Annotated in this window: 17 protein-coding genes; 7 read left to right on the top strand and 10 right to left on the bottom strand. The window is 64.2% G+C overall.

Annotated features, from left to right (window positions below):
- Nucleotides 1-11: 11 nt before the first annotated feature.
- Complete coding sequence (locus DN412_RS03755) at nt 12-1046, bottom strand: aminoglycoside phosphotransferase family protein (RefSeq protein ID WP_115013300.1); 1035 nt, start codon at nt 1044-1046, stop codon at nt 12-14.
- Between the two features lie 227 nt (nt 1047-1273).
- Here DN412_RS03755 and DN412_RS03750 point away from each other — a divergent pair, with 227 nt between their 5' ends.
- From DN412_RS03750 to trpS, 5 genes are all read left to right on the top strand, one after another.
- The gene (locus DN412_RS03750) at nt 1274-3715 is read left to right on the top strand and encodes an LPS-assembly protein LptD (RefSeq protein WP_115013299.1); all 2442 of its coding nucleotides are present in this window, start codon (nt 1274-1276) and stop codon (nt 3713-3715) included.
- Nucleotides 3716-3724: 9 nt separating this feature from the next.
- Nucleotides 3725-5197: a peptidylprolyl isomerase gene (locus DN412_RS03745; RefSeq protein WP_115013298.1), complete on the top strand. Its 1473-nt coding sequence runs from the start codon at nt 3725-3727 to the stop codon at nt 5195-5197.
- 31 nt (nt 5198-5228) lie between these two features.
- Nucleotides 5229-6329: a 4-hydroxythreonine-4-phosphate dehydrogenase PdxA gene (gene pdxA, locus DN412_RS03740; protein ID WP_115013297.1), complete on the top strand. Its 1101-nt coding sequence runs from the start codon at nt 5229-5231 to the stop codon at nt 6327-6329.
- A gap of 17 nt (nt 6330-6346) precedes the next feature.
- The gene (rsmA, locus tag DN412_RS03735) at nt 6347-7180 is read left to right on the top strand and encodes a 16S rRNA (adenine(1518)-N(6)/adenine(1519)-N(6))-dimethyltransferase RsmA (protein WP_078195315.1); all 834 of its coding nucleotides are present in this window, start codon (nt 6347-6349) and stop codon (nt 7178-7180) included.
- Nucleotides 7181-7250: 70 nt separating this feature from the next.
- Nucleotides 7251-8285: a tryptophan--tRNA ligase gene (trpS, locus tag DN412_RS03730; protein WP_115013296.1), complete on the top strand. Its 1035-nt coding sequence runs from the start codon at nt 7251-7253 to the stop codon at nt 8283-8285.
- A gap of 53 nt (nt 8286-8338) precedes the next feature.
- Here the strand turns inward: trpS and DN412_RS03725 are convergent, their stop codons facing one another.
- From DN412_RS03725 to DN412_RS03705, 5 genes are all read right to left on the bottom strand, one after another.
- Nucleotides 8339-9190: a DMT family transporter gene (locus tag DN412_RS03725; RefSeq protein WP_425267396.1), complete on the bottom strand. Its 852-nt coding sequence runs from the start codon at nt 9188-9190 to the stop codon at nt 8339-8341.
- A gap of 1233 nt (nt 9191-10423) precedes the next feature.
- Nucleotides 10424-10720: a helix-turn-helix domain-containing protein gene (locus DN412_RS03720; RefSeq protein WP_244222555.1), complete on the bottom strand. Its 297-nt coding sequence runs from the start codon at nt 10718-10720 to the stop codon at nt 10424-10426.
- Between the two features lie 98 nt (nt 10721-10818).
- On the bottom strand, nt 10819-11208 hold the full coding sequence (locus tag DN412_RS03715) for a putative phosphothreonine lyase domain-containing protein (protein WP_115013293.1): 390 nt from the start codon (nt 11206-11208) through the stop codon (nt 10819-10821).
- Between the two features lie 25 nt (nt 11209-11233).
- Entirely contained in the window at nt 11234-12142 is a 909-nt protein-coding gene (locus DN412_RS03710; RefSeq protein WP_115013292.1) for a nucleotidyltransferase family protein, read from the bottom strand.
- Between the two features lie 135 nt (nt 12143-12277).
- The gene (locus tag DN412_RS03705) at nt 12278-12772 is read right to left on the bottom strand and encodes a hypothetical protein (protein WP_133303026.1); all 495 of its coding nucleotides are present in this window, start codon (nt 12770-12772) and stop codon (nt 12278-12280) included.
- A 198-nt stretch (nt 12773-12970) separates the two neighbouring features.
- On the opposite strand from DN412_RS03705, the gene DN412_RS03700 reads away from it, so the two are divergent.
- Complete coding sequence (locus DN412_RS03700; protein ID WP_115013290.1) at nt 12971-13258, top strand: helix-turn-helix domain-containing protein; 288 nt, start codon at nt 12971-12973, stop codon at nt 13256-13258.
- 763 nt (nt 13259-14021) lie between these two features.
- On the top strand, nt 14022-14735 hold the full coding sequence (locus DN412_RS42960) for a hypothetical protein (RefSeq protein WP_133303025.1): 714 nt from the start codon (nt 14022-14024) through the stop codon (nt 14733-14735).
- Nucleotides 14736-14948: 213 nt separating this feature from the next.
- On the opposite strand, the gene DN412_RS03695 is transcribed toward DN412_RS42960, so the two are convergent.
- The 4 genes from DN412_RS03695 to DN412_RS03680 all read right to left on the bottom strand — a co-directional run bounded on the left by DN412_RS03695 (nt 14949) and on the right by DN412_RS03680 (nt 19781).
- Nucleotides 14949-17234, bottom strand: coding sequence for a xanthine dehydrogenase family protein molybdopterin-binding subunit (locus tag DN412_RS03695; RefSeq protein WP_115013289.1), 2286 nt, complete (start codon nt 17232-17234; stop codon nt 14949-14951).
- A complete protein-coding gene (locus DN412_RS03690; RefSeq protein WP_115013288.1) occupies nt 17231-17740 on the bottom strand; it encodes a (2Fe-2S)-binding protein in 510 nt (169 codons plus the stop codon). The genes DN412_RS03695 and DN412_RS03690 overlap by 4 nt, the downstream gene beginning before the upstream one ends.
- Nucleotides 17740-18600, bottom strand: a complete 861-nt coding sequence (locus DN412_RS03685; RefSeq protein WP_115013287.1) for an FAD binding domain-containing protein — start codon at nt 18598-18600, stop codon at nt 17740-17742. Before DN412_RS03685 ends, DN412_RS03690 begins: the two co-directional genes overlap by 1 nt.
- A 113-nt stretch (nt 18601-18713) precedes the next feature.
- Entirely contained in the window at nt 18714-19781 is a 1068-nt protein-coding gene (locus DN412_RS03680; protein ID WP_115013286.1) for a porin, read from the bottom strand.
- Nucleotides 19782-19787 lie beyond the last annotated feature (6 nt).

The following is a 19787-nucleotide window of genomic DNA, read 5'->3' as shown; positions in this document are numbered from 1 at the left end:
CGTCAGAACGGTCAGAAGGTATAGCCGGCCGGGCTGGCCACGCCTTCGAGCGCGTCTAGCAGCCGGATCAGCTTGCGCAGTTCGGTATAGCGGCCGGCCACCTGGCGGGTGTATTTCATGACCAGCGGCAGGTTGGCCAGGTAGCCGTCCTTGCCGTCGCGGTGGTACAGGCGGGCAAAGATTCCCAGCACCTTGAGGTGGCGCTGCAGTCCCATCCACTCGAAGTCGCGGTAGAACTCGCCGAAGTCGGCGCTGACCGGCAGCCCGGCCTTGCGCGCGCGCTCCCAGTAGCGGATCAGCCAGTCCAGCTGTTGCTCTTCCTCCCATTCGATATAGGCATCGCGCCACAGCGAGACCGCGTCATAGGTGATCGGGCCGATCACCGCATCCTGGAAGTCCAGCACGCCCGGATTGGCGGTGCCGTCGAGCACCATCAGGTTGCGCGAGTGGAAGTCGCGGTGCACATAGACCTGGGGCTGCGCCAGGTTGTTGGTGAGCAGCGTTTCCGTCACTTCCCGCAGGTCGGCCTGCTGGGCGTCGGTCAGGGTGGCGCCCAGGTGTCTGGCCACGTACCACTGCGGGAACAGGTCGAGCTCGCGCTGCAGCAGCGCGCGGTCGTAGGCGGGCAGTTCGCCGGGGCGCGTGGCGGCCTGGATGCGCACCAGCGCGGCGGCCGCGTCGGCATACATGCCGTGGGCGGTGGAATCATCCAGCCGCGACAGGTAGGTCTGGTTGCCAAGGTCGGCCAGCAGCAGGAAGCCCTGGTCCTGGTCTTGCGCCAGCACCGTCGGCACGGTCACGCCGGCGGCGCCGAACAGCCCGCACACATGGATGAAGGGGCGGCAGTCCTCGTGCGTGGGCGGGGCGTCCATCACGATGGCGGTGGGGTGCGCCGGGTGGCCGGTGCGGACGCGGAAATAGCGCCGGAAGCTGGCATCGGCCGAGGCCGGGGCGCAGGAATCGGGATCGGCGGACCATGCCGGTCCGAGTCCGGACACCCAGGCCTTGAGCTGGTCAAGGCGCGGGTCGTGGGGGAGAGCTGCCATACAGATACGTGTGGGGAAGGGGCGCGGAGTGGAACGAAAGTGAAACCCGTAAATGAAACCGCAAGTAAGCGGGAAGAGCACCCCGGGTTGCCCCGTATAATACCCGACCAGACCCGGGCGCCGGGCGGCCTCCGGGAGGGGCCCTCGTTGCCCCGCAGCCTGCCCCGGCGGGGGCTGGCGGCTTGCAGGCGAGCCGCAGCCGACGCCGAGACTGACAACCCGTGCGAATGACCGAACAACGACGATCACCGAACAACAGGGCCTTGCCTTCGCCTGCCCCCACCAGCGTTCCTGCCAGAGCCAGGCGCGCCGGCGGCCTGCACGCGGGCGCGCTGCGGCCGCTGGTGCTGGCCATGGCCGGCCTGTCGGCGGGCGCCCATGCACAGATGTCCGGCTCGGCGATCCCCGACCTCGACCAGGTCGAGCCGGTGTTCGAGGCCGCACCGAAAGCGCCGCCACTGCCGGTGGAATCCGGCGAACTGGTGCCGCGCCTGGCCGAGCCCGCCAAGAAGGGCGATTCCAATCCCGACGCCCCCACCTTTATTGAGGGCGACCGCATGACCGGCTACAACGAGCGCGGCGTCGAACTGGAGGGCCATGCCGAACTGCGCCGCGACGGCGGCGTGGTCAAGGGCGACAAGCTGACCTATGACCAGGACACCGACGAGGCCTTTGCGCAGGGCAACGTGCGCTTGTTGCGTAGCGGCACGCTGGCGGTCGGCCCCGAGGCGCGGCTCAAGGTCGAGGCCAATGAAGGCTACATGCTGTCGCCGGACTATTACTTCCAGCAGACCGGTGGCACCGGCAAGGCCGAGCGCATCGACTTCCTGGACAAGGATCGCAGCAGCATCAAGCACGCGTCGTACACCACGTGCTCGCCGGACAACGCCGACTGGTACTTCAGCGCGAACCGGATCGAGCTGGACAGCGACCGCCAGGTGGGCGTGGCCTACGGCGGCGTGCTCAATTTCTTCGGCGTGCCGATTGCGGCAGCGCCGGCCTTCAGCTTTCCGCTGAACGCTGAACGCCGCAGCGGTTTCCTTTCGCCGCTGATGGGCTACGGCTCGCGTTCGGGCTTCGACCTGACCACGCCGTACTACGTCAATATTGCGCCGAACCGCGACCTGACCCTTTATCCGCGCGTGATGACCGAGCGCGGCGTGCAGCTCGGCGGCGAGTACCGCTACCTGGGGCAGGGCTACTCCGGGCGGCTGCGCGCCGAGTTCCTGCCCGACGACAAGAAGACCAACTCGAACCGTTGGGCCTACTCGATCCAGCACAACCAGGTCCTGGCCAAGGGCCTCAATGCCTACCTGAACCTGAACCGGGTGTCGGACGACCAGTACCCGGACGACTTCACCCGCAGCGTGTCGCAATCCACGCTGCGCCAGTACATTCAAGAAGGCGGCGTCACCTATAACTGGCAGGATTTCTCGCTGCTGGCGCGGGTGCAGAAATTCCAGACGCTGCGCCCCAGCGAACCGTCCTACGAGCGTGTGCCGCAGCTCAACGGCAAGTACATCCGCTATGACCTGGGCGGCTTCGATGTGCAGGTGGAAGCGGACTACACGCGTTTCCGCATTCCGCTGACGTCCACCGGCTTCCAGCAGCCGCAGGGCGAGCGCATGTATTTCCAGCCGAGCATCAGCTACCCGATCGTGCGGGCAGGCTGGTACGTGACGCCGAAGGTCATCTTCAACGCGGCGCAGTACCAGATGGAGTCGGCCTCCAACACGCCCACGGCGCAGAACAATTTTTCGCGTGCGATCCCGACCATCAGCCTGGATTCGGGCATGACCTTCGAGCGCGAAGCGCCGACCGTCAGCCGCCTGTTCGGGGTGAACTACGTGCAGACGCTGGAGCCGCGCCTGTTCTACGTGTATACGCCATTCAGGGATCAGAGCCAGTTTCCGCTGTTCGATACGGTGCAGGCGGATTTTGGCTATGGAACGATATTTACCGAGAATCCGTTCTCCGGCTATGACCGCATCGCCGACAACAACAAGCTGACCGCTGGCGTGACCACCCGCCTGATCGAGGCCGATACCGGCATTGAGCGCTTCCGCGGCACCCTCGCGCAGCGCTACGACTTCACCGGCCAGCGCGTGCAGATCAACGGCACGCTGACGGACCCCATGGCAGGTTCCTCGGACCTGCTGGCTGCCACCACCATCCAGATGTTCCGGGGCTACTATCTGGATGCCGGCGTGCAGTACAACCCGGACTCGGACCGGGTCAACTACGGCAACGTGGCATTTTCATACCGCCCCGAGTCGCGCAAGGTGTTCAATGCGGGCTACCGCTACCGGCGCGCGACCTCGGTGACCGACAACACCGCGATTGACCAGTTCGAACTGTCGGGCCAATGGCCGATCACGCGCCGTGCCTATGGCCTCGCGCGCTTCGCCTTTGACCTGAACGCCAACCAGATGGTCGATGCGCTGGCCGGCGTCGAATACGCCGCGGACTGCTGGGTCGGCCGCGTGGTCTACCAGCGCTACCGCAACACCACGCAGGGCTACACCGGGCGGATCTTCCTGCAGGTGGAGTTCCGTGGCCTTTCCAAGATCGGTTCCAACCCGCTGGATATCCTCCGGCTGAACGTGCCGGGCTACGAGCCCGTGTCCGCCAAGCCGGTGCCGACCACCCAGTTCGATCACTATGAATGACGGATTACGATGAAACGTCAAGAATTCGCCGTGCTTTCCTTTTTGCTGACGTCCTGGCAGCGCCTGCTGCTGCCGGCCGTGCTGGCCGCGATGACGGTGCCTGCCGCCGCGCAACTCAAGGCGCCCGGGGGGCCGCGCACCAGCGGCATCTTCGTGCCACAGGCGTCTGACGTCACGGCGCCGTCAAGCCAGCCCAAGCTGGGCGTGCCGCCGGCCGATGGCCAGAGGCGTTCGCAGCTGGTCGATGAGGTGGTGGCGGTGGTGAACAACAGTGTGATCACGCGGCGCGAACTGCTCGACCGGTCCGACGAGATCGAAGGCCAGTTGCGTGCCGCCGGCCGTCCGGTGCCCGCGCGTGCCGACCTGCTGGGAGAGGTGCTCGAGCGGCTGGTGATGGAGCGCGTGCAGACCCAGGCCGCGCAGGATGCCGGCATCCGCGTGACCGACCAGGAAGTCGACCGCGCCATCGAATCGGTGGCGCAGCAGAACCAGATGAATGCGACCGACCTGCGCCGCCGCGTGGAGGCCAGCGGGATGACCTGGACCAAGTACCGGGACGAGCTGCGCAAGCAGGTGCAGGTGATCCGCCTGCGCGAGCGCGAGGTTGATTCCAAGGTGCAGGTCTACGACGGCGAAATCGACAATTACCTGGCGGCCCGCGGTGGCCAGGGCGCTGCCAGCGGCCCGACCGAATACAACGTGGCGCAGATCCTCGTGCGCGTGCCCGATGATGCCTCGGACGCGCAGAAGCAGGCGCTGCGCGCCAAGGCAGAGGGGCTGCTCAAGCAGGCCCAGGGCGGCGCCGACTTCGCGCAGCTGGCCCAGGCCAATTCCGAGGCTCCCGAAGCGGCCCAGGGCGGCGCGATGGGCTTCCGCGAGATTGGCCGCCTGCCGGCGCTGTTCGCCAACGCCGTGGTCGACCTGCAGACCGGTGGGGTAGCGCCGCAGGTGGTGGAGAGTGCCGCCGGCTTCCATGTGGTCAAGCTGCTGGCCAAGCGCGCGGCACCGGCATCCGGCCCGGCCGCGGCCTCGAAGATCACCCAGACCCAGGTGCGCCACATCCTGATCCGCACCGGCCCCAACATGCCGGAGGCCGAGGCACGCCGCCAGCTCAACACGCTGCGCGACCGCATTACCCACGGCGGCGACTTTGCCGACGCGGCCAAGCGCTTCTCGCAGGACGGCTCGGCGCAGAACGGCGGCGATCTCGGCTGGGTCTCGCCGGGCGAGCTGGTGCCCGAGTTCGAGCAGGCCATGAGCCGGCTGCGCCCGAACGAGATCTCCGAACCGGTGGTCACGCAGTTTGGCGTGCACCTGATCCAGGTGCTGAACCGCCGCGAGACCGAGCTGTCCCCCGAGAAGCAGCGCGACTTTGCCCGTGCCGAAGTCCGCGAACAGAAGCTGCGCGCCGCCTATGATGACTGGGTGCGCCAGCTGCGTTCGCAGGCGTACGTGGAGTATCGGGTCAACCGGCAGCGCTGAAGCGCCGGCCCCCCCGATCCGCTGACCTGACATGCCCGATCCTCTTGCCCTTGCCATTTCGACCGGAGAACCCGCCGGCATCGGTCCCGATATCACCATCGGGGCGTTGCTGCAACTGGCGGGCGCCAACAATGGCGTCGGCGGCGGGCAATACCGCTTCCATGTGCTGGGCGATGCCCGCCTGCTGGCCGACCGCGCCGCGGCGCTGGGCGTTACGCATGCCTGGGAGCGGCGTATTGCCGACGGCGACGTGGTCGTCGAGGACATTCCGCTGGCGGTGGCGTGCGAGGCCGGGCGCCTCGACGCGCGCAATGGCCCCTATGTGCTGAAGCTGCTCGACGCCGCCATCGACGGCTGCCGGGGGCGGCGCAAGGCCGCGCCCCGGTATGCAGCGATGGTCACGGCGCCGGTGCAGAAGAGCACCATCAACGACGCCGGCGTGCCCTTCACCGGCCATACCGAATACCTGGCCGAGCGCGCCCGCGTGCCGCGCGTGGTGATGATGCTGGCCGGCCCGCAGCCGGCGCACGACGGTGCCATGCTGCGCGTGGCGCTGGCCACCACCCACCTGCCGCTGCGGGCGGTTCCCGATGCGCTGTCGGTGCCGTTGCTGGTGCAGACGCTGACGATCATCGATGCCGACCTGCGGCGCTACTTCGGCATCGCGCGGCCGACCATTCTGGTCACGGGCCTGAACCCGCACGCCGGCGAAAGCGGCCATATGGGCCGCGAAGAGATCGATATCATCACGCCCGCGCTGGCGCAGGCGAAAGATGCCGGCATCGACGCGCGCGGGCCCTTTCCGGCCGACACGCTATTCCAGCCGCGCCACCTGCGCGATGCCGACTGCGTGCTGGCGATGTACCATGACCAGGGGCTGGCGCCGCTGAAATACGGCACCTTCGGCCATGGCGTGAACATCACGCTGGGGCTGCCCTTCATCCGCACCTCGGTGGATCATGGCACCGCGCTCGACCTCGCCGGCACCGGCCAGGCCGAGCACGGCAGCATGATCGAGGCCATCCGCAGTGCGGTTACCATGGCTGGCCACGCCAACGGCCGGCATTCTGGCAGCCAGGGCGCCACAGGCCATTCCGGCCACACCCATTCCGGCACGCAGCCGCCAAGCTGAAGCCGGACGAATAAATCATGCGTTCAAACGTGCACCAGGGCCATGTGGCCCGCAAACGATTCGGGCAGAACTTCCTGGTCGACGACACCATCATCCACGGCATCGTCAATGCCATCAGCCCGCAGGCCGACGACGTGCTGGTCGAGATCGGGCCCGGGCTGGGCGCGCTGACCGACCCGCTGCTCGAACGGATCCCGCAGATGCAGGTGGTCGAGCTGGACCGCGACCTGGTCGAGCGCCTGCGCCGCCGCTACGGCGAGCGCCTGCAGGTCCACGCCGGCGATGCGCTGGCATTCGATTTCGACAAGCTTGCCGTGCCGGGGCGCCCGCTGCGCATCGTCGGCAACCTGCCGTACAACATCTCCAGCCCGCTGCTGTTCCACCTGATGGAGTTCGCCGACCACGTGCGCGACCAGCATTTCATGCTGCAGAAAGAGGTGGTCGAGCGCATGGTGGCCGAGCCCGGCAGCAAGGCCTTCGGCCGGTTGTCGATCATGCTGCAGGTGCGTTATTACATGGAACACGTGCTGGATGTGCCGCCGGGCGCCTTCAACCCGCCGCCCAAGGTCGATTCCGCCGTGGTCCGCATGATCCCGTGGCCGCGTCACGGCGACGGCCGGCTGCGTTCGCCGCATGCCGATTGTGACATCACCGTGCTGGGCGACGTGGTCACCGCGGCGTTCTCGCAGCGGCGCAAGGTGCTGCGCAACACGCTGTCGTTCCTGCGCGACCAGGTCGACTTCGACGCGATGGGCTTCGACCTTGGCCGCCGCGCCGAGGAAGTGCCTGTCGGCGAGTATGTCGAGCTGGCCCGGCGCCTGGGCGACAAGGCGTCCGGCCAGGCCGCCTGACCGAGGCCGATCCCCCCGAATTCCGACGAATCCTGAATCTCCCGCGACTATTTCCGTGCAAGACCGCCCCATGACAGCCCAGACCCAAACCAACCGGCGTCCCGTGATCCTGACCGGCGACCGTCCCACCGGCCCGCTGCACCTCGGCCACTATGTCGGCTCGCTGAAGAGCCGCGTGGCGCTGCAGGATACGCACGAGCAATACCTGCTGCTGGCCGACACCCAGGCCATGACCGACAACGCGCACGATCCCGACAAGGTGCGCCGCAATGTGCTGGAGGTGGCGCTGGACTACCTGGCCGTCGGCATCGACCCGGCCAAGACCACCATCACCGTGCAGTCGCACCTGCCCGCGCTGGCCGAACTGACGCTGATGTACCTGAACTTCGTCACGGTGGCGCGGCTCGAGCGCAACCCGACCATCAAGGAAGAGATCCAGGCCCGCGGCTTTGGCCGCGATATCCCGGCCGGCTTCCTGTGCTACCCGGCGTCGCAGGCCGCGGACATCACCGCGTTCAAGGCCCATGTGGTGCCGGTGGGCGAGGACCAGGCGCCGCTGATCGAGCAGACCAACGAGATCGTGCGCCGCATCAACCACCAGGTTGGCCGCGAACTGCTGCCCGAATGCAAGGCCTTGATCCCCGAGTTCGGCCGCCTGCCCGGCGTGGACGGCAAGGCCAAGATGAGCAAGTCGATGGGCAACGCGATCGCGCTGGGCGCCTCGCCCGAGCAGATCAAGGCCGCGGTGCACAGCATGTACACCGACCCCAACCACCTGCGCGTGTCGGACCCGGGTCAGGTCGAGGGCAACGTGGTGTTCACCTACCTGGATGCGTTCGACCCCAACACCGAGGAAGTCAAGGCGCTGAAGGAGCACTACCAGAAGGGCGGCCTGGGAGATATGGTGCTCAAGCGCCGCATCGAGGGCGTCCTGCAGGACATGCTGGCCCCGATCCGCGCACGCCGCGAAGAACTGGCCAAGGATCCGGACTATGTGTTCGACATCCTGCGCCAGGGCACCGAAAAGGCGCGCGTGCTGACCCAGCAGACGCTGGACGAAGTGCGCGATGCGCTCGGCATGTTCTCGTTCGAGGCGCGCCGCTGAGCGTCAGGAAGCGGCGGCTCCGGGCCGCCGCCGCATTGCGCTAGCCGCGCCACTCAGGCGCGGCGATTGACCAGCACGATCCCCGCCAGCACCAGCACTGCCGCCACGGCAAAGCGCGGGCCCACCGCGTCGTGCATCAGCACCACGCCGAAGGCGACCCCGAACAGCGGCGTCAGGAAGGAAAACACCGACAGCCGCGACGCCAGGTAGCGCTGCAGCAGCCAGAACCAGGTCAGGTAGCTGGCAAACGCGATCAGCACCGACTGGTAGAACAGGCTTGCCAGCACCACCCCGTCGATCTGCACGGTGACGGTCTGGCCGGCAGCGCTGGCCAGCGCCAGCAGCATCACCGCGGACACCGCCAGTTGATAGAGCAGCGTCTTGCTGGCCGGGGCGCTGGCCAGCGGGCTGGCGCGCACCACCACGGTGGTGGCGGCCCACAGCGCGCCGGCGAGGATGCCGAGCGCATCGCCCGGCAGCGTGCTGCCCTGCGCCGACGGCGCAGCAATGCCATCGGCAAAGGCCAGCGCCATCCCCGCGAACGCGAGCGCCACGCCCAGCCATTGCCCGGTGTGCAGCCGCTCGCCCGGCACCACGAAATGCAGTCCCAGCGCGGTGAAGATCGGTGCGGTGTACAGGAATACCACCATGCGCGAGGCCGTGGTGTGCCCCAGCCCGACGAAAATGCAGAAGAACTCCGCGCCGAACAGCAGCCCGGCCAGCAAGCCGGCGTTCAGCGTGCCGTCGCGCCGCCACAGCGGCGTGCCGCGCCATGCGGCAAAGCCGAATACCAGCAGCGCTGCCACTGCCGAGCGCACGCCGGCCTGCAGCACCGCGCCCATCAATGGCGCAGTGACCTTGATCACCACCTGCTGCAGCCCCCAGGCGGCGCACAGCACCACCATCAGGCCCACGGCAATGCCGTCGAGCGGCTGCCGGGTCAGGGTTTGCGTGCTCACGGCGAGCGTGCGTCAGGGACGGCTGGCGTCGCGGGTGGAATGGCGCTCGATCAGCTCGATCTTGTAGCTGAGTTCACGAATAAGTTTTTCAAAAATGGACATCTACGACTCCTTTAAAAACAAGGGCTTATGAACGAGGTGGGTGTCCATCTCGTGATTGCAACAAATGGACTGGTCAACGACTACATCAAGTTATCCACATTAATCCACAGCCAATCCACAAAGTTATCCACAATTGGTCGGTGAGCTAGCTTTCATGTCGGTGTTTCGCGTCAGGAGCAGTCTTCGCCGCAGCACTTGGTTAAGACGGGGCAACACGGCCGCCATCCTCATCCTCTATATGCCACGTTGGCTCTGTGATGTCGGGCGAAATCGCCCAAAAATGTTAGGGCGGACAACGACCCGCACGCTTCCTTGAGGCGTACTGATGTCTCAGATATCGATGGTCAGATCTTTCTTCCGGTCAGGGCAGCGTGGCGCCCTTCTTCCTTGATGCCTGTCTCCGGGCTTTCCGTTGGGCGGTTAAGCTGGCCTGACTTAGGTAGGCTTCTACGGAGTTGGGCGGCCGCAGTTCCTCAGTCGTGCGCTGGGAGTCATTGGTCCATCGACATGCCTATTCCATACCCCCACCTTGCCACAAATGACCGGCGACGAATTGTGTAGCCACCGGATAGGTGTCGCCAAGCCGGCAGTTCCCTCCCATACATGGGCGGCTGCACGGATTCTTGCAGAATCGCCACGTTGCCCGAGTGTGAAAATTTCGTCCGCGAATACTGTGCAATTTACGTCCGCCGCCCCACAATATGGCTCGGCCCTCTTATTTTTGAGTGCTCTGCAATCCTTCAGCTCGACGCAGCAGGTCTGACAGCATTATTAAGGAAGAGCGATGCGGCTTGAAAGACCGCACACACCACTCACGGCGACGCGGCTAATCAATATGATTCCAATAGCAGGCACATCGAACAGATTCTGTCGATAACGCCTACTATTGAAAGCAGAATGGAGAGAGAATTTTTCAGGTCGTCGCGCGTTTACCACAAGAATGTGCGCGGTGCAGTGGGGTTCAAACTGCTCCGATGAACCACCACTTGAACGTCGCAATGATTCGACAATCGCGCAGTTGAGCGGCCGGCCCCTGAAGTGGGCAACGATGGCATCTGCGCAAACGGCATGCGCATGTCAGCCATTAAGCGTCTTTTTCACGTACGCGCGCATTCGTAGTTGCCGTCGCTTCGTCAACGCTAGCGACGTCGGCAAGGTATCTGGGAACGCGGCATCGAGATTGCTGAGCACGCCCAGCCCGCGCATTACCTTGATGAGGGTCGATAAACGGACATCGCGACCGGCTTCGATGTCACCAACCGCTGACCGACCGACTCCCGATCGTTTTGCGAGGGCCTCGATGGTGATATTGCGCTCCAAGCGCCGGCAGCGCAGCCGCATGCCAATCTCTTGGGCGATCTCGTCGCCTGTCAATGCGCTTCGAATAGCAGGCATAGTATGCAAGAAACGTCGATACAGCCCGCGTTTGCAGGCATAGCAGGGAGGCTGGGATGACTCGTACAGACCTCCTTTCAAGCCCTCGCATACCACTCGTTCGACCCATAGATGCGTCTGGTGGTGTCGACATCGCGCTTGTAGCCCATTTCCTCCGTAAAACCAGCCGCACGCAGTACTTCACGTACAGTCATGAGGTCCGCATGATTATTCCAGTCCAACGTGTAGATGCAGATAACATGACCGTCGTGGTATCGGCGGCCGATCGCGGTCGAGACCTTTGCAAGGAGGATCTTCTCTGCAGCGGCAAGGTCTTTGACGGTTGCCCATGACTGGTCAATCTCGTGCTCGGAACGGAATATGCACCATTTCCCGGTGGACTCATTGGATTCAAAGGACTTCAATGAAGGCGCGGCCACGTGAAGCCATACCTCTTTTTCGTTTAGGGAAGGGCGATCGTCTGTCATAGTCGCTTTCTCGAATTGCAGTGAATTAAGCGCGCCTTGGGCGGGTTCCCAACGCCTCGTCCCAGTTGGGCAAGCGGTATTCCACCAGTTGTTGCGCCGCGTGCGCGCGCCATGTGTATAAAGCAGATTGCACCGGCGTCAAGTCCACACGGGCGGCCTGATCAAAAACATCCAAGATGTATTGCTTCGGCGGAATCGTCGTCATGCGTGCCATACGGCCGGCTGCTGTCACCACTGCGGCGGAGAACTTCCGCAAGATCAGTGGACCAGGTGCCGCCACCAATGCGGCGACCAGCTTGTCGTGACGAATGCACACGGTCACGCCCTGCGCATTCGTGGCCTGCAGGCGATCCGCCGTGACCTCACGCGCGATGAACGACTTGTCAGCCGCGCGTAGCGCGTTGAATGCCAGAACCTTTGCTGAGTCGCTTGCGGCCCAGAGATGGAGACTCAGTGGCACCGGTAAATCACCGGCATCTGGCGGGGCACACATGCGCACGCCCGCTTGAGCCGCGTAGGCAAACAGTGCACAGTCGCCGGCAACCAGCACATCGTCGTGCAGGCGGAGTCGATCTATCGCCGAGAGGATCCGCTCCAGTAGCGCCGGCACATTGCCGACACGCAGGGCTCGGTTCATGCTGTACTGCGTCGCCATCTGTTGGCGTAGCGCCCGCAGGCGGTCTTGCGCCGCACGTTTTCGGGTCACAAACTGCTCATACGTGGATTCGGTTGCGGCCGACCGACGACCAAGGGAGCGCTGGCGATTATCACTGCTGGTCTGGATCAGATACTCATGACCCTTGCTGGTCCGCCACAGCATGCCGCCACTGAATGCATCGACGCGAGAGCGAGCCGCCTCGCAGGCTTCGAATACGGCCTTGGCATCAAGGTACTGGCGCAATGCTTGCTCGTCCAAGTCGATCCAGTAGGCCATACCAGTGCCGTGCAAAAGAGGAGGTGAGGGCGATATTGCGCACCAAGCATCCGGTTGGACAGCGCAGTTACTGAGAAACATGGGGATGTGCGTCGATGGCTAGGTGTTAAGAAGAAAACTGAGGAGGGCGGCCATCTACTGCGGTACGCGCCAGGGCTGAAGTGCCCCAGCCGTGATGGCGCTACGAAAGAAATCGCGCACACGTCCGCGCAGGACCGCACCACGCACTTCCAGGAGGTCGGCGACCACGTGGCCCTCTCCATCGTCCATCGGAGCCGGTTCGAGACGCGGGAGATATGCCTCGACCAGATGGCAGATCAGGCCGACCTCGTCGTGGTTCAGATCCGTCTCACCTAAGAGGCGGCACTGGTCAGCCAGCACCGCCGGACGCTCGCCACTGGGCAGCGTCCGCAGCAGCGCGACCAGGCGATCGAGGTGATAGTGCAGGTAGTCCGCGCGTAACCCCGTTTCGCCTTCCAGCGGCGCCGGCGTTATTAAGTACGTAGCGCCCGCGAACGCCACGCGTATTTCCCCGCCCAGGGCAAGGATCAGCTTGCGCAGGTCGGGCGGCAGATACTTGCTAGGTTGCAAACTGCGGGTATTAGAAACTGGCCAGTTGAATGCGCTCATCGTTGACTGCGGTAGAAACTGAAGCATTGCCAGATTTGGGAAATCGACACCGGGAAACCGTCGGGCACGATTTATGGCCGGCAAAGCACAAAGCACGCCGCCTCAGACCTCAAAATAAAGTTAGCAAACTCTAACTTTAGTTGGAGTTTCAGTGCAACCGCCGCGTGAAAATTCGCTCTAGATCACTTGAGCGAACGCATGGACCGGACCGAGGCCCTCAGCCGCGTGCTGAGACGAATCAGAGAAGACAAGGGGCTTACGCAACTCGTTGTCGCCGATCTCGCCTCCATGTCCAGCACCTCGATCAGCAACGTCGAGACCCACCGCAAGGGCCTGCGGATCGCGTCCTTCTTTGACCTGTGCGACGCCTTGGGCGTCCGCGCGTCGGACGTTTTACGCCAGGCAGAGGATGAGGCGGCCAAGCATCGTGGCCGCGACCGCGCGCAGAAGGCGCGCACGGGTCGCCCGCCGGCCAGACGGGGGTAGTCGGCGGCGCAATGATGTGCGACGGCAGCTCGGCGTAGTTGAACTGCAGGACGTTCGCTGGCGCCGCGCTGGGAAGTGCATGGCCCAGCGCTCTTAACGGAGTTCGCGCCGCTCTCAGTGCTACTGCGCGTGGCGAGCCGGCGGATCCGCGCGTTTGGGGCGAGATGGCTCACCTGGCGCAACGAGGGCTGAGCCCGTCCGTTCTTATACCTAATTATCCGTGGGCGGATAATTATCCGGCGTCGGTATAGAAGCCGTTCCTGACATCGTCGTTTTCCGACGGCGCGCTGCTCGTTCGGACTCAGGCATCCCTATAGATGTCGACGCAAGGGCGGTTCTGACATCTTCTATAGGTATGCCTAAAACCGCTCGTGCGTTCATGCAGATCCCGCCGGCTACGTGCCTTGGTATCGACAACAGTGGGGCAGTACCAATTGGCGATCATTTGCCGGATGACACCCTCTACCGTCACAAATCCAGTCGGCTCTTCCCGACCCACTAGAGACATCCGCTTAGCCTGAAAGCGGACATGCGCACACCCGAGCACCGCCCTCCATGCCCCTCCCAAAAGATCCCCAACTTTGAGAGTTCTCACAGAGCTGTACTACGTAGCTGACATGAAGAGCAGATCGCCGGCATCAAATTCATACTTGTGCCCCTCGGGGCGGAACACCACCGGTGTTACTATCGCAAGATAGCGGTTCTTCGAGCGAAGATTTATCGACGATATGAACGTCACCTGGCCTATATCAATGGAGACAGGATGAAAATCGCTACTAACGAAGTACCTTGGAAGAATGACCAAGATGCCATCGAGTGCAATTTCGCACTAGGGCATCTCGTTAGAAACCTGCCGGAACGACTGAAGATTGACGGTCGCGTCCATGCAGAAACCTACGTCTCGGCCGCCGGGGCAATCGCAGGCTACGCAGCGCAGCGCGCGCTGTTCGCCAAGAGTCCGCCGGATGTAGGGACCAACATCCATCGTTTGACCACGAAGTCCGGCGGAGAGTATTGGTTTGGCGATGCTCTAAACCACATGTTGGTGCCACAGACAGAAGCTGATGGAAACCGCTGTGTCTGGTCGCTGGCTGCAAGCGGCGCAATAAGTGCAGGCCTGCAAAGTCATCAAATTCCGAGTCTCGATGCGATGTTCAAACACGTCGCGTCAACAATTGGCGGGCCAAATGAAGGTAGATCTTCGGTCCCCGCTCAGCATCAAGCCCATCTACCTGCGCGTGATCTTCTTAAATTAGTCTGGCCTATTGCCGTCTTCTGCTTTGCCGGAAAAATTCCTGGTGCCCCTCGTGAGTTTCCTGCCCCCGTACCAAGGTGGGCAGCCATCACCGCGCAAGCTTCCTATCGCCCAATTCGAGACGTAGAAAAAGTGCTACCACCCAATATTGCTCTGACGCTGCTGATGGAGTCCGCCATATATTGCAGCAAACTTGACCAGTCGACTATCGAGGCAGGCTAGCGCCGGCGTGTGTGGCGGGATTGTTGACGATCTTGGTCCCGAAGTCGACCTGAAATCGACTGGCCGCTTCTGGCCGGTCTCGGTCGGATGCACGCTGCGAAAGCGTGGCCGTCTCTGACCGACCCTTCTCTGCCATGAGTGGGCTCGTCAAGCCAACTGCGGGTGTTGGCCACAGCAGCCACCGGTGATGGCCACCACAAGTCTGCTGCGTGCTCATGCGCCGAGCTCCGCGGCCCGCTTCGCCGCCAGTGCCTGCAGCACCTGTTCGGGCTTGATCGGATAGTGGCGGAAGCGCACGCCAATGGCATCAAACACAGCATTGGCAATGGCGGGGCCAATGGCGACGATCGGGTCCTCCCCTACGCCCTTGGCGCCGAACGGCCCGCCGGGGTCGGGTGCGGCTTCCAGTAGGATGGTGTGGATCTCGGGCATGTCCATCGCCAGCGGCATCTTGTAGTCGACGAAGTTGGCGTTGAGCGATCGCCCGGTCTTCATGTCGATCTGGTAGTCCTCGTAGAGTGTGTGACCGATGCCTTGCTGGATGCCGCCTTCGATCTGTCCGGCCGCCGCAACAGGGTGGATCACCTTGCCGATGTCGTGCACCGGCACCACCTGCTTCACGGTGATGAAGCCCGTTTCGGTATCGACCTCGACTTCGACGAAGTGCGCGGCGAACGAATAAGACTTGGTCGGGTGATAGGTGGCGGTAGCCACCAGTTGCGCGGCGGGCAGCCCCTTGCGCGGCATGACCGCTTCGCGCACTGTCATCGTCGGGCCTTCGCGCCCGCGCACGGCGATCGCGCCGTTGCTCAGTTCGAGTTCCTCCGGCTCCGCTTCCATCTGCCTTGCCGTGCGGGCGAGGATCTGCTTCTTGATCTCGCCGGCCGCCATTTGGGCGGCGCGTCCGACCATGTACGTGGTGTGGCTCGCGAATGCGCCGATATCCCACGGCACGACGTCGGTATCGCCATGGACCACGCTGACGCTCTCAAACGGGATGGCCAGTTCCTCGGCCACGATCTGCGCCAGCGCCGTGTGGGCACCCGTGCCGAGGCCGGCGGCACCCGTCAGCAGCACCACGGTGCCGTCCTCGTTCATCTTGACGATCGCGTTGCCTTGTTCCTTGATGCCCGGATAGGCGCTGCTGCCGTGCATCTCGCAGCCCACGCCCCAGCCGCGCCGAACTACCCCCTGCTGATGCTGCGTCTGCGTCCGGCGCGCGGCCCAGTCGACCACTTCCATGCCCTTGGCGATGCACGCCTCGAGTCCGTGGCCAATCACAGGATGGTTCGACGGCGCGATATCGCCTTCGCGCACGGCGTTCCTGAGCTTGATCTCGGCCGGGTCCATGCCCAGGCGCTCGGCGGCCTCGTCCATCTGGATATCGAGCGCGTAGTAGGTCTGCACCACGCCATAGCCACGGAACGCCCCGGCGATGGGGCTGTTGGTATAGACGCAGCGGCCTTCCAGGCGCACGTTCTCGCAGCGATACAGCGACATCAGCGCCGCGGTGCCGACGTTGGTCACGCCGGGCCCATGCGAACCGTAGGCACCCGAGTTGAATACCACCTTCGCTTCGCGCGCGGTGATGGTGCCGTCGTTGCGGAAGCCCTGGCGTAGCCAGATCCTGGCCGGATGGCGCGTGCGGCCGCCGAGGAAGGTCTCTTCGCGCGTGTATTCCATGCGCACAGGGCGGTGCGTTTCGCGTGACAGCAGCGCGCACAGGAATTCGCACTGGAACAGGTCCTGCTTCGCGCCAAAACCGCCGCCCATGTGATCCACCAGTACGCGCACCTTGTGCAGCGGCAGGCCAAGCACTTCGGCCATGATGCCGCGCACCATGAACGCCGCCTGCGTGGAGATCCATACGGTCAGATTGCCGTTGCCGTCCCATTTGCAGGTCAGCACGTTCGGCTCCATGTAGGCCGGCGTGGGACGCCCGCCTTCATAGACGCCTTCCAGGATGAAGTCGGCTTCGGCAAAGCCCTTGTCTACATCCCCGCGTTCGATCCGCACCGGCGGCAGCACGAAGTTGCCTCCGGGCTCGCGGTCGTGTATCAGCGCGGCGCCCGGGGCAGCGGCGTCTTCCACGGTGAACATCGCGGGCAGCGGCTCATACTCCACCTCGATCAGCTCGACGGCGCGCGCGGCGATCTCTTCGGTGGTGGCGGCCACCGCAGCCACGCCTTCGCCCCAGTAGCGAACCTTGTCGTCAAGGATGTACTGGTCGCACGTGACCGATACCGAGCGCGGGTGCGGTGATCCGGCGTGGAGCACGCGCGGTACGTTCTCGTGCGTCAGGATGGCCTTCACGCCGGGCAGCGCCAGCGCCGCCGAGGTGTCGATGCGACGGATGCGGGCGTGCGCCACGTTGCAGCGCTTGAGCTTGCCGTGAAGCAGGCCCGCGAAGGGCATGTCGGCGACATATTTCGCATTGCCGGTGACCTTGTCGAGCAGGTCCGTGCGCTTGACACTGTGTCCGATCACGGTGTGGCTCATCGTGTGTTCTCCGTTGCGCAGTGGGAATCGGAGAAGTGCGCCATGCCCTCGGCGGCCTTCTCGATCGCCTCGATGATTTTGGTGTATCCGGTGCAGCGGCAGATGTTGCCCGCGATGGCAAAGCGGATCTCGTCACGGGTCGGGTTCGGATTCGCATCGAGCAGCGCCTTGGCGGCCACCACGAAACCCGGCGTGCAGAAGCCGCACTGCGCCGCGCCACAGCGCATGAATTGTTCCTGGATCGGGTGGACGGTGTCTGCGTTTGGCTGAATGCCTTCGATCGTGGTGATCCTGCGGCCGTGGGCTTCGGGCGCCAGCATCAGGCAGCTATTCATCGGCATGCCATCCACAAGGATCGTGCAAGATCCGCACTCGCCCACGTCGCAGCCCCTCTTGGTGCCGGTCAGGTCGGCGTCGTAGCGCAGCGCGTCCAGCAGTGTGCTGTGCGGCTCGACGGTCAGCTCGCGCAGTTCTCCATTGATTTCGACCTCGATCAGTTTGCGCATCACAGTATCTCCATGGCCTGGACGATGGCGCGGCGCGTCAGCACACCGACCATGTCGCGACGGTATTCGGCGCTGGCGCGGACATCGCTGAGCGGCCGCGCGTCTTCCATGGCCGCACGTGCGGCCTGCAGGACGAGCGCCTCGCTGATCGAGTGCCCGCGCAGCACGGCTTCGGCATGCGTGGCGCGAATCGGCGTGGGCCCGACTGCCGCCAGCACGATGCCGACGTCGGTACAATGCCCGCGGTCCACCGTGATCGAGACCGCCACGCCGACCGTGGCCAGTTCCATCTGCACCCGCCGGCCATGCTTGATGTAGGCCTTGCCGGTATTCGGCCGTGGCGCAGGAATCGTGATGCGCGAGACCAGTTCGCCCGTTTCCAGGGCGGTCTTGCCGGCGCCAGTCACGAAATCCTCCACCGGCATCGAGCGCGAATCCCGTAGGCCGTAGAGGTGAACGGCAGCCCGGTCGGCAATCAGCGGCGCGAGCGAATCTGCCGATGGCGATGCGCGGCACACATTGCCCACGACGGTGGCGCGATTGCGCACCTGGATCGAGGCAAAGTCGGTCACGGCCTTGGCCAGGCTGGCATAGTGGCGCCGCACAACATCGGACGTCTCCACTACGCGCGTCGTGACCAGCGCGCCGATTCTCAGGCCATCGACCGGGTCGAACGCCAGCGCATCCATGCCCGGGATCTTCTTGATATTGATGACGTGGGACGGTTGCCGGTGCGATTCCTTGATCTGCACGAGCAGGTCGGTGCCGCCCGCCAGAACACTGGCCCGACCGCCGCAACAGTGCAGCAGCGCCGCCGCCTCTGCAAGCGTTCCGGGTTCGAGGTATTCAAACGCTCTCATCTTCGTTCCTGTGTGGATGTTTGTGGCCCGTGCGTCCATGCCTTGCCGCTGACCGTGAATCCTTGATGGTTGGCGGACCATCATCGGTACCGCCGGTGAGACGGTGGACGCCTTCAGAACTTGTGGCGCACGCCCACGCCGAAGGTGTCGCCGTGCTCGATGCCGGTGATCTTGTCGTAGTAGTAGGCGGCGTAGAGGTCGGTCCTCTTCGACAGGTTGTAGTCGTAGGCGACGGCAAAGGTGTTGCGCTTGAAATCGCCCAGCGAGTTGTCGGTCTTGTCGTAAGCGTACGATACCAGCAGGCTGCCGGCGCCGATGGGCACCGAGGCGCCGAACTGGCCGTTGACGTGCTTGATGTCGCCGGAGGGCGCCGTGGTGGCGCGGGTCTTGATGTACTGGCCCTGGGCAAACAGCTTGACCACCTTGAAGTCATAGGAGAGGCCCAGTTGGGCCGCGTCCTGGCGCGACAGGCCGGCGCTGGCGAGGTCGGTCGGCACATTGTTGTAGCGAACCTGCTGGTATGCCACGGTCGCCGCAAACGGGCCGCCGAAATACAGGACGTTGCCGCCCCACTTGTTCTTGCCGGCCGCGCCCGGCTGCTCGCCGAAGGCGTAGATGAAATTGGCGGTCAGGCCGCCGAAGTTCGGCGTGGAGTACAGCACCGAGTTGTTCCAGCCCGAATCGCCGATGATGCCGGGATCGCTCACCCCGCCGCTGGTCGCGCCGAAGTAGGTGTGGAAGATGGTCGGTGAGAACACGTACGAGTCCACCAGCGGGTTGAACAGGATGCTCGATATAAAGTACGGCGTGGTGTTGCGGCCCAGCTTGATCGTGCCCGCGGTGTCGTTCTGCAGGCCGACATAGGCGCCGCGGCTGAACAGGGAGTCACCGTTGAAGCGCCCGCTGCTGCCGCTGTCGGTGCGGAAGAAGCCGTTCAGGTCGAAGATGGCCTTGGTGCCGCTGCCCAGGTCTTCCGCGCCCTTGATACCCCAGTAGGAAGTCTGCATCCCGCCCGAGTTGGCGACCCAAGCGCGCTCGCCCGTGCCCGGGCTCTTGACGCCGCCAATGAACATGTCGGCCTGGCCGTAGAGCGTGACGCTCGACTGGGCCATGGCTGCGCCGGAAAGAAGGGTAACCGCTGCCGCTGCCAGCTTCATTGCCGGCTTGTACTGCTTCTGCATGTTTAG

Source organism: Cupriavidus lacunae (assembly GCF_003353055.1).
In the GTDB taxonomy this organism is placed as follows: domain Bacteria; phylum Pseudomonadota; class Gammaproteobacteria; order Burkholderiales; family Burkholderiaceae; genus Cupriavidus; species Cupriavidus lacunae.
The sequence above is the reverse complement of the archived record's forward strand: the minus strand, read 5'-3'. Positions and strand labels throughout refer to the sequence as shown.